Raw genomic sequence first — 14265 nt, forward strand, 5'->3', positions numbered from 1 at the left:
ACCTCTCCCTTATACTCCATACAATTTCCGGATTCCTGCGATCTCACCCGATTGTGGTTTGTATACAACACGTCCTCCTCCAATCTGTGTCATGAGCGCATAAGAGTTGTACGTATGATTCAAACCAAAAGCATGTCCCATTTCATGGGCCATTGTTCCTGCCCCATCGTAACCATCCAAGCGAGGCATGTAATCCTGATTAATGAAGATTTTGCTATAGTCCCAATTGCCTTCCCACGGATTTATGGGGAGATGTTGATAATACTGTACAGTTCTGGCAGCCTCTCCACTTCCAAACGCTGGCAGTCCTTTATCCAAAAGGCCTTTATCATAAAAACGAATTTTTGACTTCAAGGCGTCATTTGTTCTTGTAAAGGTCGCTGAAATGCCTGCTTTATTTAGAGCTTGTTGCCAGTAAGCCGCGGCGTTTTCGATGAGATTCTCCATCCTGCTATTTAATCCTGGATGGATATAATAACTGACAAAAGTAACGCCTCCAGACATGTGGCACTTCTCATTTGCATCCATACATTCATACCCTTTGTCCAATATAGCATAATGTATTTCCATATAAGGCCGGCTGGAAGCACCGGAATAGTTTCCGGAATACATCTGGTTCCAGTCCTGATAGGTTTCATCTGTGGATTTGAAATACAGCCCGTGGTACTGTCCTTTTTCTGTATAATACCGCTGCGGTTGGTCGTGTACCCAAATCTGATGGCGTTCCACACCAAACGCAAAACTATCTCCATAATAAGTATAGTTCATGTTATTGTGCTTGTTCCAAGTAATAGTGTCCGGCGACCATGCACTGTCTATGCCGTATTCTTGAATATTGATGGTTGTAGTAGTACCGTTTACCAGCTTAAGATGCAGGTAACTTTGATGATTGTCGCCAAAATAGTATCCTGCAGGTAAGGTAGGAAGTTCTACAAATCTTAAAAACGCACGATGAACTTGTCCGTTTTGGACCCCTACTTTCCAGCTGATCTCTCCCCAATGCTGCTTGGCATAGTCCCCTGGATGAACGTAAGTATCGTCAATATTACTGGTAGACTGGGAACTGTTCGAAATTTCATAATCCAATAGGAGGCTTCCTACCCTGTCCGGCGATGAAATCCACTCTTTATCCAAAGTAAGAATTACATCATAGCCTATCTCAGTCTCTACCAGCTCAACACCAATGTTATGGCATTCTTCCAAGTTCTCATCATACATAAAAGGGGCTTTGATATAAAATTCCTCTTCCCCTGTTTCAGGATCATACACAGTAATGGATTTATCCTCATTAAGCCTGGCAGGAAGGCCCTTCGTATCTAGATTTAAAATATAACAGTCTTCTTCTGGTACATTGTTTAATACGATTTCTCCATTAACATGCAAGCAATCCATCGTATACCGGATATTGGTCTCTGGCAGTACAGACTCATACATTACCTGAGAAGTAATATTGTCTGGTGTGACAATTTCATCCTGTGGGTCAGTAGCTGCTGGAATTCCAAAAGGCTGTATTTCTGATTCTTCTTTTGTAAGTACTTTTGCCTCTGCTGGAGCTACTCTTTCCTTTCCAAAAGAACTGATGGTGCATTGCCTTGACTGCGTTGATAAACATAGTTTTCTGGCATAACAGCCGCTTGAATGGAATAGGACATTGTGCGTTCTCCATTATCAACTGTGATCAAATCTTCCTGCACAGTGCTCTGTGCCAACTCTACACCAAAGGGACTATCTCGATTTTCCAGTATAGCATTGCCTTCTTCGTCCATTTGTGGAACCATAGTATTATCAATATCTTGCCATTCACCTTCTTCATCTTGATAATGAACGATGTCACCATAAGCAACTGCTATCCTCTTTTGGTTTTCTGGATCATCATCTTCTAAAATGAAATGCTTCTCATACTCCCCGCAAAGACTAGTATCTTCCCCAATAATACGAGGTGTCTTCTCAATACCGGATGACGTATCGTTTGCTGATGCAGGGAATACCAGTGGTTGTATGAGTAGGAGTGCTCCTATACATACCGCAATCAATCTTTTTTCATAATACAATTCCCCTCTCCTCATTTTTAATTATAATAAACTATTTTTTCATTAAAATAAATTTGATTTTGTTCTTAAAGTCATACTGTTGTAGTAAGGCCCGCTTCCAAACTTATCACTGGGAGCGGGCTTTTTTATTTTGATTCAAAAAAAATAGAGAACCACTTTTTAGCAGTTCCCTATTTTCATCGTGATTGCGAAGACGTTCCGAACAGTGAAAAAGAGTTCGTATCTTCGCGTTATGGTGGAGATGAGGGGAATTGAACCCCTGTCCGAAAATCGATTCCCATAAGCTTCTTCGAGTACAGCCGGTCTTTTAAGATTCCCCTCACATCTCGCCGATCGGCAGGCTAGACGTTACGGTACCTCTTAAATCATGACAGGTTACAGAGCACTCACCTGTTCACGTGCACCGCTCATCGACGCCTCTATCTGGGCCGCGGTACTCCCAGTAGAGACGGCAGCCTAATTAGGCTGCGTAGGCAACTTGATTGTTGTCAGTTATTGTTTAGTTTGCGGCTTTTAAAGCGGTTCCGCACCGCTACTCGCTACTCATGGTTCACAATCCCCGTCGAAAGCCATTGCATCCCCATAAATCAGGACATCCGTCCTCGTTCCTTTAAGGCACGATCAATGTCCCTCTTGGCAGCGCGACAAGCTAAATCCTCTCGTTTGTCATAGTTCTTTTTACCTTTGCATAAGCCTACCTGAACCTTAACAAGAGAACCCTTTAGATAAACTGATAATGGGATAAGCGTCAGTCCCTCCTGTTTTACCAGTCCAAACAATCGTAGAATTTCCCGTTTATGCATCAATAGGCGACGCGGCCTAGTTGGTTCACGATTAAAAATGTTCCCTTGCTCATAAGGGCTGATGTGCATACCCCTCACAAGCATTTCGCCATCTTTAATTTCGCACCAAGCATCCTTTAAATTGATGGCGCCTTTGCGTATCGATTTTACTTCGGTTCCGCAAAGCTCGATGCCGGCCTCCATGCTCTCTTCCACGAAATAATCGTGAAACGCCTTTTTGTTGTTGGCAACTGTGCGAATATTTGATTTTGCCGGCTTCAAACGCCTCACCTTCTTTCGGGATGTTTTATTATAGCACGCAAAACATCTTTGTCAAGCATCCAAATTGTCGCAATTCAGAAAATATTTTCTAAAGTTCACTGCGGCCTTCCAATGCTCTTGATAGAGTTACTTCGTCGGCATACTCCAAATTACCACCTACTGGAATGCCGTAGGCCAATCGTGTTACCTTAATTCCCATGGGCTTAAGCAGGCGGGAAAGATACATCGCAGTGGCTTCACCTTCCACAGTAGGATTGGTGGCCATAATGACCTCTTTTACTTCGCCGGAACCAACACGATTTAAAAGTTCCTTGATGCGCAATTGTTCTGGCCCAATGCCATCCATAGGCGAAATAACGCCGTGCAGCACATGATAAAGCCCTTCGTACTCTCTGGTTTTTTCAAATGCCATAACGTCTCGTGGATCCTCTACCACGCAAATGACTTTGTGATCCCTCGACTCATTGCCGCAGATGGAGCATACCGGGGTATCAGACAAATTTTGGCACACTTGGCAGCACCGGATTTTTTCCTTTGCATCCAAAATCGCCTTGGCAAAATCCTGGGCCTGTTCTTTTGTCAGACCCATCACATGAAATGCCATACGCTGCGCCGTCTTATGCCCGATACCCGGCATGCGTTCAAACTGCTCCACCAGCTTGGACAAAGGTACAATACTGTAGCTCACCGTTTAAAACAGGCCGGGAATGCTGACGCCATTGGTCAAAGCGTCCATTCTCTGATCCTTTTCATCCATGGCCTTGCGGATAGCTTCATTCACGGCTGCCATGACCAAGTCGGATAACATCTCTACATCCTCCGGATCCACTACTTCGGGTTTAATGCTTACCGACTTGACTTCCATTTTACCAGTAACAGTTACACTGACAGCGTCACCGCCCACAGTAGCACTGTATTCTTTTTCTTCCAGTTCTTCGGTGATGCGTTCCATGTCCTCCTGCATTTTCTGTGCCTGACGGATCATGGCATTCATATTTCCTTGTCCGCTTCCACCGTAACCTTGTGGTAATCTTGCTTTCATCTTTACGTCCTCCTACTTAAAAATAAAATTGATCTTTCATCATAGGGCCTATTATTTCTTATCCATGGGGATTCCAAGGGCATCCAGTTTTTTCTCCAGCGCGGCCATAGGATCCTGCTGATCGGAATTCTCCTCCCGCCGATAAGGGCCCAATCCATATCGACGCCCTGTCTGGTTTTGGATGGCTTGACGCAAGGCATCCCGATGCTCGGCTTCGTTAATGAGGATTTTGGCCAATGGGTTGGGAGCATCGATCAGAATACGGTTACCGGCTTCATAGGCTGCTGAACCATCTAGAACGCCATGCAAGGGCTTGGCTGTCTGAGAAAGCTCTGACAACACCTCCGGCCAACAGGTCAAAGGAACCGGCTGAACCGCTTGCTGCGACGGCTTTTTCTTAGTCGGTACAGCAGTAGTTTCTTCCACTGGTTGATGTATATTGTTCTCTGCCACCGTTTCCGATTCCAGATGTTCTTTTTGTGCCTCCGGCTGGTGGGATACAGCGGTACCCGACGTCTGAGTCGACGGCGTAAGCCTGCCTGAACGCATCGCGCTCTCCAGCTTTTCCATCCGCCGCACCAGGGCCTCATTGGAACCGTCCAATTGGGGATTGCACAAGCGGACCAAAGCTGTCTCCATCTCGACCCGCCGGTTTGCCACCGACGGCATATGATCCAATACCCGTCCCAGCACGCTTAACGCATGCAAAATAGCGGGCATGGTATATTGAGATGCTTCCTCTTTCAACTGGTCAAGCTCCTGGGACGAACAGACGATATATCGGCTGGCATCCTCCATAGAGCGGATAAGCATAAGATGACGGTAGTGGTTAATAAGCTCTTCACACACCCGCGCCATATCGCGGGATGCGCTGTGCAGCTGATCCACCACTTCCAATGCCAATGGGACATCATTTGTGCGCACGGCTTTGGAGAGAATAAACAAGTGCTCCCTACCGGCCAAGCCAGCCGCAGCCGTTACGGCCTTTTCGTCCACTCTTCCACCCTGACCAGCACACTGGTCGAGAAGGGATAAAGCGTCTCGTAAAGCACCGTCGGCAATGCGAGAGATGAGCATCGCTCCATCTTCCGTCAGATCAATGCCCTCCTGCTGAGCCACATAGTGAAGTCTCTTAGACATATCCTCCGGAGCGATCCTCTTAAAGTCAAACCGCTGGCAGCGGGACAGGATCGTAGCCGGGAGTTTATGAACCTCGGTGGTAGCCAGGATAAAAAGGACATGAGCCGGTGGTTCCTCCAGCGTCTTTAAGAGCGCATTGAAGGCGCCGATGGACAGCATATGTACTTCATCGATGATATAGACGCGGTATTTGGCGGCGGTAGGCGTAAATGTCGCCTCTTCCCTCAGATCGCGGATGTTGTCTACGCCGTTGTTGCTGGCGGCGTCGATTTCCACCACGTCCAAGATAGAACCGTCGTCAATGCCAGTGCAGATCTCGCATTGATTGCAGGGATCGCCGTTTACAGGGTGAAGACAATTAACCGCCTTGGCCAAAATTTTGGCGCAGGTGGTTTTGCCAGTACCGCGAGAACCTGTGAACAAATAGGCATGGGCAATGCGGTCGGACTGAAGCTCATGCAGCAGTGTCTTTGTCACGTGCTGCTGACCCGTCACCTCTGCAAAGGCCTTTGGACGCCATTTTCGATACAGGACTTGGTACATATTTCTCTCCCCTCTACTAAGGAAAAGGATCAGATATCAGAGGTCAAACACCCGTCTGGCCCCTGATACCTGACCCCTCATCCTTTGCAGTACATGCACACAGGCATGCGGGCAAACAGGCTTGCTGCGGCGCACAGAATCATCCGCTTAATGCTGCTCGGTTCCCCGCCTGACATGGTTCACGGAGCCCTGTCGCACAGGGCCCGCTTGACCGCATGCCTATATACACGTACAAACTAAAAAGCTCTCATTACATCCAGCTATCGTATTATACACTATTTCGCCGTTTATTACAAGTATTTTTTGTTTTATTCTCCAGAGAGAACTTCCTTTTTCCATTTCACGGCTCGTTATGATCCAGAAAAACCACATCTGGATTCCTTATCTGTTTTGATTGCGCCGGTAGTCCAAATAATCCTGTAAAATAATAGACGCTGCCGCTGCATCCATTACTGCCTTGCGTTTTTTGCCTCGGACATTTGTCGTATTCAGATATCCAGTGGCCACTACGGTAGTGCATCGCTCATCCCAGAGCGTGACAGGCAGTCCAGTACTTTCCTTCAATCTCTCTGCAAACTGAGCGCACAACTGAGCTCTGGGGCCAGCTGAACCATCCATATTTCGGGGATACCCCATAACAAGTGCACATACTCCCAATTGTTTCGCTTGATCGGTTATTTTCTCAAGCAGCACATCTTTATTGCGTTCGGTGATAATACACACCGGTGACGCTAAAAATTCACTGTCGTCTGAGACTGCAAGACCCGTTCTGGTATCGCCCAGATCAACGGCTAAAATCTTCATGGAATGATCCCTTTCCGAATTCTCCTTGATGATTGATGGAAAACATTGTTTTCTCTCCCACAACTATATTTGCATATACACGTTGTGGTAGAAAGCTGTCCCTCCTAGCTTTTAAAAGCAACAAAGGGAAAACGGTACCGGGCACGAAGCCTTTCCTCTACACAACAATTACGTGCGTCGTGGCTGGGGGACACTGTCCCCCTATTCAAAGGGGGATTTTCGTCCTTCCCTCCACCAGGTTTGCCTATGTAACGTAGAAGTTGTCTCATCCAGATGAGCAGCATCGTTTTCCATCACCAGCTGCATCCGTCCATTTTCCCATCGCAAAAGACTCACGGCTGTGTTATCACACCAGCCCATCTCTCCAAGCTTTTCAATCTCGCCAAACTTGATGCGGGTCAATAGATTTCGGATGGCGCATCCGTGAGACACAATAGCAATCTGTTTGCCGTCATTTTTCTCAGCAATCGCCACCACCGTATTCCAAATGCGGTCGTACACCTCCCGCATACTCTCCCCGCCTTTAGGGGCGAACTCCCAGGGGCGATGTGCCCATGCATCGGCTTCTTCCGGGAAGAGATCGGGCAATTCAGCCCAAAGATGCCCTTCCCAGTGTCCGCCGTTGATCTCCATGAGTCCAGGATCAGTTTGAATGGGCAAGCCGTGATAATGATCCACTGCCTGGGCAGTAAAGTACGCCCGTTTTAACGGGCTGGAATACACCGCATCTAAATGGATGGTGCGAAATCTCTCTGCCAATTGTCGGCATTGTAATTCCCCATTGGGACTGACAGTACCGTCGCTATGCCCCTGAAAATACCGTTTGGTATTGCCTTCAGCCTCACAATGCCGCACAAGATAAATGGTTGTCATGGATTTGTTTCCTTCTCTCACCAAGGTTTTACCGTTCCGATGATCTCATTGATATCCTCTACATGCTGACTCTCTAAATACTCTTCCATCCCCGCCAACACTTTAAGAGGGGTGTCCGGATACGTGAAGTTGGCGGTACCGATCTGTACCGCTGTAGCACCAGCCAACATCATTTCCACGGCATCCTGCCACTTGGCGATGCCGCCGATGCCGATAACAGGCAGATCCACATGACTCGCCACCTGCCATACCATACGCAGAGCCACTGGGAATACAGCTGGGCCGGACAGTCCGCCTACATTGTTGTGCAAAATAGGGCGACGAGTACGCACGTCAATGCGCATTCCCAAAAGGGTATTGATAAGGGACAAGCAATCTGCACCGCCGCTTTCAGCCGCCTTGGCAATGTCTACAATGTCCGTGACGTTCGGGGACAATTTTACCATCAGCGGTTTACTCGTATGGGAACGCACCGCTTTTGTCACAGTCTCTACGCCCTCATAGCTGGTTCCAAACTGCATCCCGCCCTTCTTGACATTGGGACAGGAAATATTGAGCTCCAAAAAGTCTACGTCCGTGTCTTCCAATGCAGTAGCTACCTGGCAGTAATCCTCCAAGCTGCTGCCGGCCACGTTGGCGATGATAACGGTATTTTGTTTTTTCAGCCACGGCAATGCCTCACGAATAAAACGCTTGACACCGGGATTCTGAAGGCCTACTGCATTGAGCATACCGGAAGGTGTCTCTGCCACGCGAGGTGGAGGATTGCCCAGTTTTTCCTCAGGGGTCACAGCCTTGCAGGCAATGCCTCCCAGACGTTCCAAAGGAAAAAATTCGTTGAATTCACGCCCGAATCCATAGGTGCCTGACGCGGTGATAATGGGGTTTTTGAACGAGACGCCACAAATTTCTACTGCCATCTTAGCCATTCCAAACCACCTCTTTCGCATTAAATACCGGACCGTTTTTGCAAACCTGAGCGTACCGATCGTCACCCTTGGGAGTCAACGTCTTGCATACGCACACCATACAAGCGCCGACGCCGCAAGCCATGCGCTGTTCCATAGACACTTTGCAGAAAACACCCCGTTTCTCCGCCTCGTCGGCCACCGCCTTCAGCATGGGGGTAGGGCCGCAGGCATAGATGACATCACAGGGATTTTCATCCAGATGTTTCTGAAGCAGCTGCGTGACAAAACCGTGATGTCCAGCCGAACCGTCATCGGTGGCCAATTGAACGTGGTTTCCATTTTTCTTAAAATCGTCCACCAGAATAGATGCCGATGCGGTTCGGAATCCCACGATAACCGTAGCATTCTCGCCGTACGCTTTCGCCGCCTCCAGCAAGGGGGGAACGCCGATACCTCCGCCGACAAATACGGCCTTTTGGCTTGGATCCTTTACATCAAAGCCACGGCCCAAAGGTCCTACTACGCTGAACTTTTCTCCCTCGGTCGATTGGGACATCCACTTTGTTCCCTCACCGCGCACCTCAAATACAAGACGCAAGGTTCCCTTTTCCTTATCAAAGCCACAAATGGAGATGGGACGGCGAAGGGTAAAAGTCTCACACAAGACGTTTACAAATTGGCCCGACGACGCCAGTGCCGCAATCCCAGGCGCTTTGAGTGTGACGTCGTAAATGCCGGGGGCAATTTCTATTTTAGAGAGAATAGGACATTGTTCCTCTAAGTATTTCATAAAAACCTCCATGCGCTTTGCCAGCGCTTTCAAGTAGATCTGAGCTTTTATTGAAACCAAGAAATCCACTGTCCTCTGCACATTCTGCAAAAGACAATCTTCCTGGCTCTCCCGCAAGCCGATCAAACAGAATCACGGCAAATTGTTTATTCCAATGTGATAACCGGGATCACAGCAGCGATTGCATCCCGCATGCGGAGGGCTTCCCGACGGGCAGCCTGTGCATAGTCTTCGCCGGGGCAGCCTTCTTTTTTCCATGCACATAAGATGGCACGGGAGGAGTTGACGATAGCGCCAAGGCCTCTCTTATCAAAGGCGCCAGCTACACTTTCCGCCGACCCGCCCTGAGCGCCATAACCCGGCACCAGGAAGAAGGTATGGGGAAGTTCATAACGAAGCTCGCTCAACTGCTGAGGCCAAGTGGCTCCCACGACTGCACCGACACCGGTATACCCATACTTACCGGGCAACTGCTCGCCCCATTTTTCACACTGTCTCCCCATCATCAGATAAACAGGTTCTTCGTTGATAGCTTGATCCTGCAACTCCTCCGAGGACGGGTTGGAGGTCTTGACCAGCACAAACATACCCTTGTCCCTCTGGCGGCACACCTTAATGACAGGATCAATGCCGTCCGATCCAAGATAACCATTGACAGTCAATGCATCACCGCCAAAGGCTTCAATGCCATTGCCAGCCACATCAGTGACACCCAGATGAGCCGCGGCATAGGCATCCATTGTGGAGCCGATGTCATTGCGTTTGCCGTCGGTGATGACAAACATCCCCTTTTCCTGGGCATAACGGATGGTGCGTTCCAGAGCACGGACGCCTTGCCATCCATACATCTCATAGTAAGCGCATTGGGGCTTAACGGCCGGCACAATATCGCACAAAGCATCGATCAAGCCCTGATTGTAGGTAAAAATAGCCTCTGCAGCGGCTTCCAGGGTCCTGCCGTATTGGTCGATATAGGGTTTTAAAATGCAGTCTGGAATGTACTCCAGTTTGGGATCCAAACCCGCAACAGTTGGATTGTTTGTGCGGGCAATACCCTCGATCAGACGGTCCAAAGACATCTCAAATTGCTCCTTTCAAACTGCCTTATTTCGTTTCATCACATTGATAGACAAGCCGTCCGCGGCAGATAGTCGTATGCACTCTGCCGGTGAGGGTCATGCCGTCAAAGGGGGAATTACGGGATTTCGATCCTAATTTTGTAGCGTCTACCGTCCACTGTTCCTCCGGATCGAAGAGACAGATGTCGGCCGGTCCATTTATCCTTAGTTCACCGGCATCAATGTCAAGAATTTTGGCCGGGATGATGCTCATTTTCTGAATGGCCTGTTTTAATGTCAGATATCCCGGGACAACCAATCCCGTAATGGCTGCCGCCAAGGAGGTGGATAGACCGATGATCCCATTAGGGGCCTTTTCAAAATCCGCCTTTTCCTCCGGCGCATGAGGGGCATGGTCGGTGGCGATGGCATCAATCGTGCCGTCACGGAGGGCTTCAATAATGGCTTTGCGATCCTTCTCCTCCCGAAGAGGCGGATTCATGCGGAAATTGGCATCTCGATTCCGCAAAGCTTCATGGGTGAATGTAAAGTAATGAGGGCCGGTTTCACATGTAACCTCCACCCCTCTGGATTTAAAATACCGGATGAGCGACACCGAGCCTTCGGTGCTGACATGGGCAATGTGAATGGGAAGGCCATAGGACTCGGCCAAAATAATCTCCCGGGCGGTGGACAAATCTTCCGAAGCTCTGGGCATCCCCTTGACCCCCAGCTCCCTGGAGACCTCCCCTTCGTGCATAATCCCGCCCGCCACCAGCGGAAGATCCTCCGCGTGACTGATGGCTCGCATACCGAGACGTTTTGCCTCCTCCATAGCCATCATCTGCATCCGGGCATTTTGCACCGGACGACCGTCGTCTGTGACGGCAATGGCGCCGGCTTTTTTCAATTCTTCCAAATCGTTGAGAGTCTCTCCCTGAAGGCCTTTGGTGATAGAGGCCGCCACATAAACACGTGCATCAGCCCCCTCAGCCTTTTTTAAAATGGAGTGCACCACATGAGGCGAGTCCACCGTGGGATTTGTATTTGGCATCGCCAGCACCGACGTCACACCGCCCATCGCAGCGGCACGGCAGCCGGTAAAGATATCCTCCTTATGGGTCTGCCCCGGATCCCTCAGATGGACATGCATATCCACCAGTCCCGGAGCGGCCCACAGGCCGGATGCATCCAGAACCTGGGCCTCCTCACAGACAATGGCATCACCCATAGCGGTGATACGATCCCCTTCTATCAGGATATCACCCCGCTCAGGCATACCGTCGATGAGGCTCAGGCAAGCGTTTCGAATGAGAAGTGGTTTCAAACCGAATCCTCCTTTCCTTATACGTCAAAAAAGAGTGAAAAAAGTCAAGTTTTACCACTTTCGATTATACCCTATTTTCCATACCTTGTCCAGTTTTAACCTATACCATGCATATCATCAGCCTACAAAACAGACGGTATAAGCCAATGCCATTAATTCCCGTTCCCAGTAGGAGAGCCAAATGAAGATCTGTGGACGGGAGGAATAGGCCGATACCGTCATACCCTGCTTTTGAGCATTCCATTTCGCCCGCAGCTGATGGTAATCGTCGGTCACCACAATCAGATGGTTTGAAAGTCCGTTTTGATCCACAACCTGTTTGGTATTTCTCAAATTTTCCTCTGTATTGGCGGATTGATCCTCCACAAATATACGCTGTTCTTCAATCCCGTTCTGCACAAGATAATCCCGGATGGCCTCGGCTTCTGAAATCGATTCATTTTCCCCTTGTCCGCCGCTGGCCACGCACATGGCTTCAGGATGTTCTTTCAGGTACTGGAGTGCAGCGTCCATTCGTCTCTTAAGCGACAGGCTCTCTACTTTAGCCCCCAGTACTACTACCGTGCCTTCTTCCCCCTCTTGCGGGGTGTTGTTGGCAGCCGTCACCATCTGGACTGACAGGATACTGGAACTTACCAGCACTGCCGCCAATAAAACGCCTACGACAGCCGTCACAATTTTACCTGTAACCGATCGTTTGATCCATCGTTTCATCTTCTTCCAGCAAAGGAGTATCGCCAATATTCCGCCGAATAGAACCATTCCACCGGCCATACCCGTGTGGAAGATCCCTGCAAAAACAGGCAGTATCGTCCATATCAATAAAAAGCCTACAATACCGATGAGTATAATACGGATAACATCCCCCGCTGTAGTTCTATCCGGTTGGAATCCGTTGTGTCTTTCTATTTTCATAGGTCACCTCGTTTTGTATGCAGTGTCATGAGTATAAGTTCCGGCAGGGAGCCGATGCGGAAAGGCCGCGAGTCCCCCGCTCCTCGGCTGACCACCATAGTACATCCGTCCTTTGTGAAAACGCCTGCATCGTATTTTGGAAATAACGTCTTATCCGGAGAATAGATCCCGCCGATAAAAGGCAGACGCATCATTCCGCCGTGGATGTGTCCGGCCAGAACCAGGGAAGCTCCCCAGTCTACATACCGCTCAAACCATCTGGGGTCGTGGGCCAGCAACACGGCAGGATAAGAGGTGTCTCTTTCCCCCAGATAGTCTGCCACATTGTGAAGCGTCCCATGCTGATAGTAGATGGACAAAGGTTGATTGATTCCATAAAGTCGCAAAGACTTCCCTTTCCGTTCCAAAAGCACAGAAGTATTATCCAGCATGACCACGCCTTTTTTCTTCAGCGTCTCTCGGAAAACACAATAATCCTCTGGGGCGTTTTGTTCCACCCGGAGTTCATGATTCCCGATCGATGCATAAATGGGAAATTGTCCGTCAAGCTCTTCTAAGAGATCCAGGAAGGCGTCTCCGTTTTTTACAAACCGGTCACACAAGTCTCCCGGCGCCAGAATAAGATCGGGATTTAGCCTCTGAATGCGGGCAGCCAATCTCTGATTGTGTTTTCCATAACGGGTGGAGTGAAGATCACTCAAATGCAGGATACGGATACCATCCCATTCCGGCGGCAACCAATCCAAAAAAAGCTCCCTTTGGGATACACATAGCCAGCGATTGCTGATCCACCACACAAAAAGTCCTATTATTATAAATACCAGTATCACAATCCAAAACCACATAGATCCTCCTGATTCCACGTTACTACTGATAAAAACCGTATCCGTTACTTCTTCACCCTGAGGACAGCGATAGCCGTATAGTGAAGCACCTGAAAACTGGGCGGGGCAATGTCTTGAAGCAGCGCCCGATGCTCTTGATCGAACTGTTTTACCTCTTCCTCTGACAAGGATGCCTCCACTCCACGGCAGGCTTTGATTCTACCGTTCCAGCTCTCCCGCGTAAAGGGAACTTTCACATCAAATACCCTTGTTTCCTCCACTTCAAAGAATGGCAGATAGTATTCCGGGATCGCAATCGGATGACGCATTTCCTGACATCCCGTCCAGGCGGGGTTATGCTTCAAAATAAGCGCTTCACTTTGTCCTGCGACATTGTCCTCCAATGGCAGCCATGCCATATAGAATACCGCCAGTCTACCAGAAGGCTTAAGCACTCTATAGATGTTTAGAGCCAGTGTCTTGTGATCAAAGTACATAAAGCACTGGCAAGCCGTTACTACGTTAAAAGACGCGTCTGGAAAAGGCATCTCCTCGGCTGGGACGCATCGGAAAGGAATATTGAGTCCCGCTTCCTTAGAAAGACGTTTTGCCTGTTCGATTTGTCCAGCAGAAAGATCTATTCCCACAAAATCCGCTCCGTATTGAGCCAGATTCCGCGGCAGGATGCCTGTTCCTGTCCCTACATCCAACACCTTCTGTCCCCTGACGCAAAGTCCTAATGCCACAATTTTCTCGTAAAAGGCCGGAGGATAGATATCCCGATACTTAGCATAATCTGCGGCAGCACGGTTCCAATCAAACCTTTTACCGCCATCGATGTCTTCGCGTCTCATCTTCACTGCCCTCCTTGTCCCTTTCCCGTTTTTCTGTATTCATTTATATATTGTATATAAGATTGAGTG

Annotated in this window: 15 protein-coding genes and 2 other RNA genes; all 17 read right to left on the reverse strand. The window is 48.9% G+C overall.

The genetic code is table 11. The features are described 5' to 3' along the window. Positions 1-9: 9 nt before the first annotated feature. A complete protein-coding gene (locus tag C12CBH8_RS07070; protein WP_215532867.1) occupies positions 10-1383 on the reverse strand; it encodes a DNRLRE domain-containing protein in 1374 nt (457 codons plus the stop codon). Positions 1384-1553: 170 nt separating this feature from the next. After that, positions 1554-2051, reverse strand: a complete 498-nt coding sequence (locus tag C12CBH8_RS07075) for a hypothetical protein (protein ID WP_215532868.1) — start codon at positions 2049-2051, stop codon at positions 1554-1556. 233 nt (positions 2052-2284) lie between these two features. After that, positions 2285-2633, reverse strand: a transfer-messenger RNA (tmRNA) gene (gene ssrA / locus C12CBH8_RS07080). Positions 2634-2638: 5 nt separating this feature from the next. Continuing rightward, on the reverse strand, positions 2639-3115 hold the full coding sequence (smpB, locus tag C12CBH8_RS07085) for an SsrA-binding protein SmpB (RefSeq protein WP_215532869.1): 477 nt from the start codon (positions 3113-3115) through the stop codon (positions 2639-2641). Positions 3116-3203: 88 nt separating this feature from the next. Next, a complete protein-coding gene (gene recR, locus C12CBH8_RS07090) occupies positions 3204-3803 on the reverse strand; it encodes a recombination mediator RecR (RefSeq protein ID WP_215532870.1) in 600 nt (199 codons plus the stop codon). A 3-nt stretch (positions 3804-3806) separates the two neighbouring features. Next, positions 3807-4157, reverse strand: coding sequence for a YbaB/EbfC family nucleoid-associated protein (locus C12CBH8_RS07095; RefSeq protein WP_090267050.1), 351 nt, complete (start codon positions 4155-4157; stop codon positions 3807-3809). Between the two features lie 51 nt (positions 4158-4208). After that, the gene (gene dnaX, locus C12CBH8_RS07100; protein WP_215532871.1) at positions 4209-5840 is read right to left on the reverse strand and encodes a DNA polymerase III subunit gamma/tau; all 1632 of its coding nucleotides are present in this window, start codon (positions 5838-5840) and stop codon (positions 4209-4211) included. A 110-nt stretch (positions 5841-5950) separates the two neighbouring features. Next, positions 5951-6049, reverse strand: an RNA gene (gene ffs, locus C12CBH8_RS07105) — signal recognition particle sRNA small type. Between the two features lie 172 nt (positions 6050-6221). Continuing rightward, positions 6222-6644: a Holliday junction resolvase RuvX gene (ruvX, locus tag C12CBH8_RS07110; RefSeq protein WP_090267047.1), complete on the reverse strand. Its 423-nt coding sequence runs from the start codon at positions 6642-6644 to the stop codon at positions 6222-6224. Positions 6645-6845: 201 nt separating this feature from the next. Continuing rightward, positions 6846-7517 (reverse strand): histidine phosphatase family protein, encoded by a 672-nt coding sequence (locus C12CBH8_RS07115; protein WP_215532872.1) that lies wholly within the window; start codon positions 7515-7517, stop codon positions 6846-6848. A gap of 17 nt (positions 7518-7534) precedes the next feature. Beyond that, positions 7535-8446 (reverse strand): dihydroorotate dehydrogenase, encoded by a 912-nt coding sequence (locus C12CBH8_RS07120; protein WP_090267042.1) that lies wholly within the window; start codon positions 8444-8446, stop codon positions 7535-7537. After that, a complete protein-coding gene (locus C12CBH8_RS07125; protein ID WP_090267242.1) occupies positions 8439-9218 on the reverse strand; it encodes a dihydroorotate dehydrogenase electron transfer subunit in 780 nt (259 codons plus the stop codon). Before C12CBH8_RS07125 ends, C12CBH8_RS07120 begins: the two co-directional genes overlap by 8 nt. A gap of 146 nt (positions 9219-9364) precedes the next feature. Continuing rightward, positions 9365-10297 (reverse strand): orotidine-5'-phosphate decarboxylase, encoded by a 933-nt coding sequence (gene pyrF, locus C12CBH8_RS07130; protein WP_215532873.1) that lies wholly within the window; start codon positions 10295-10297, stop codon positions 9365-9367. Positions 10298-10322: 25 nt separating this feature from the next. Next, on the reverse strand, positions 10323-11603 hold the full coding sequence (locus C12CBH8_RS07135; protein WP_246441343.1) for a dihydroorotase: 1281 nt from the start codon (positions 11601-11603) through the stop codon (positions 10323-10325). 117 nt (positions 11604-11720) lie between these two features. Continuing rightward, positions 11721-12518, reverse strand: coding sequence for a YdcF family protein (locus C12CBH8_RS07140; protein WP_215532874.1), 798 nt, complete (start codon positions 12516-12518; stop codon positions 11721-11723). Next, positions 12515-13264, reverse strand: a complete 750-nt coding sequence (locus C12CBH8_RS07145) for a metallophosphoesterase (RefSeq protein ID WP_215532875.1) — start codon at positions 13262-13264, stop codon at positions 12515-12517. Before C12CBH8_RS07145 ends, C12CBH8_RS07140 begins: the two co-directional genes overlap by 4 nt. A gap of 143 nt (positions 13265-13407) precedes the next feature. Further along, positions 13408-14196 (reverse strand): class I SAM-dependent methyltransferase, encoded by a 789-nt coding sequence (locus C12CBH8_RS07150; RefSeq protein ID WP_215532876.1) that lies wholly within the window; start codon positions 14194-14196, stop codon positions 13408-13410. Positions 14197-14265: the final 69 nt, after the last annotated feature.

The organism is Solibaculum mannosilyticum (assembly GCF_015140235.1).
GTDB classification, from domain to species: domain Bacteria; phylum Bacillota; class Clostridia; order Oscillospirales; family Acutalibacteraceae; genus Solibaculum; species Solibaculum mannosilyticum.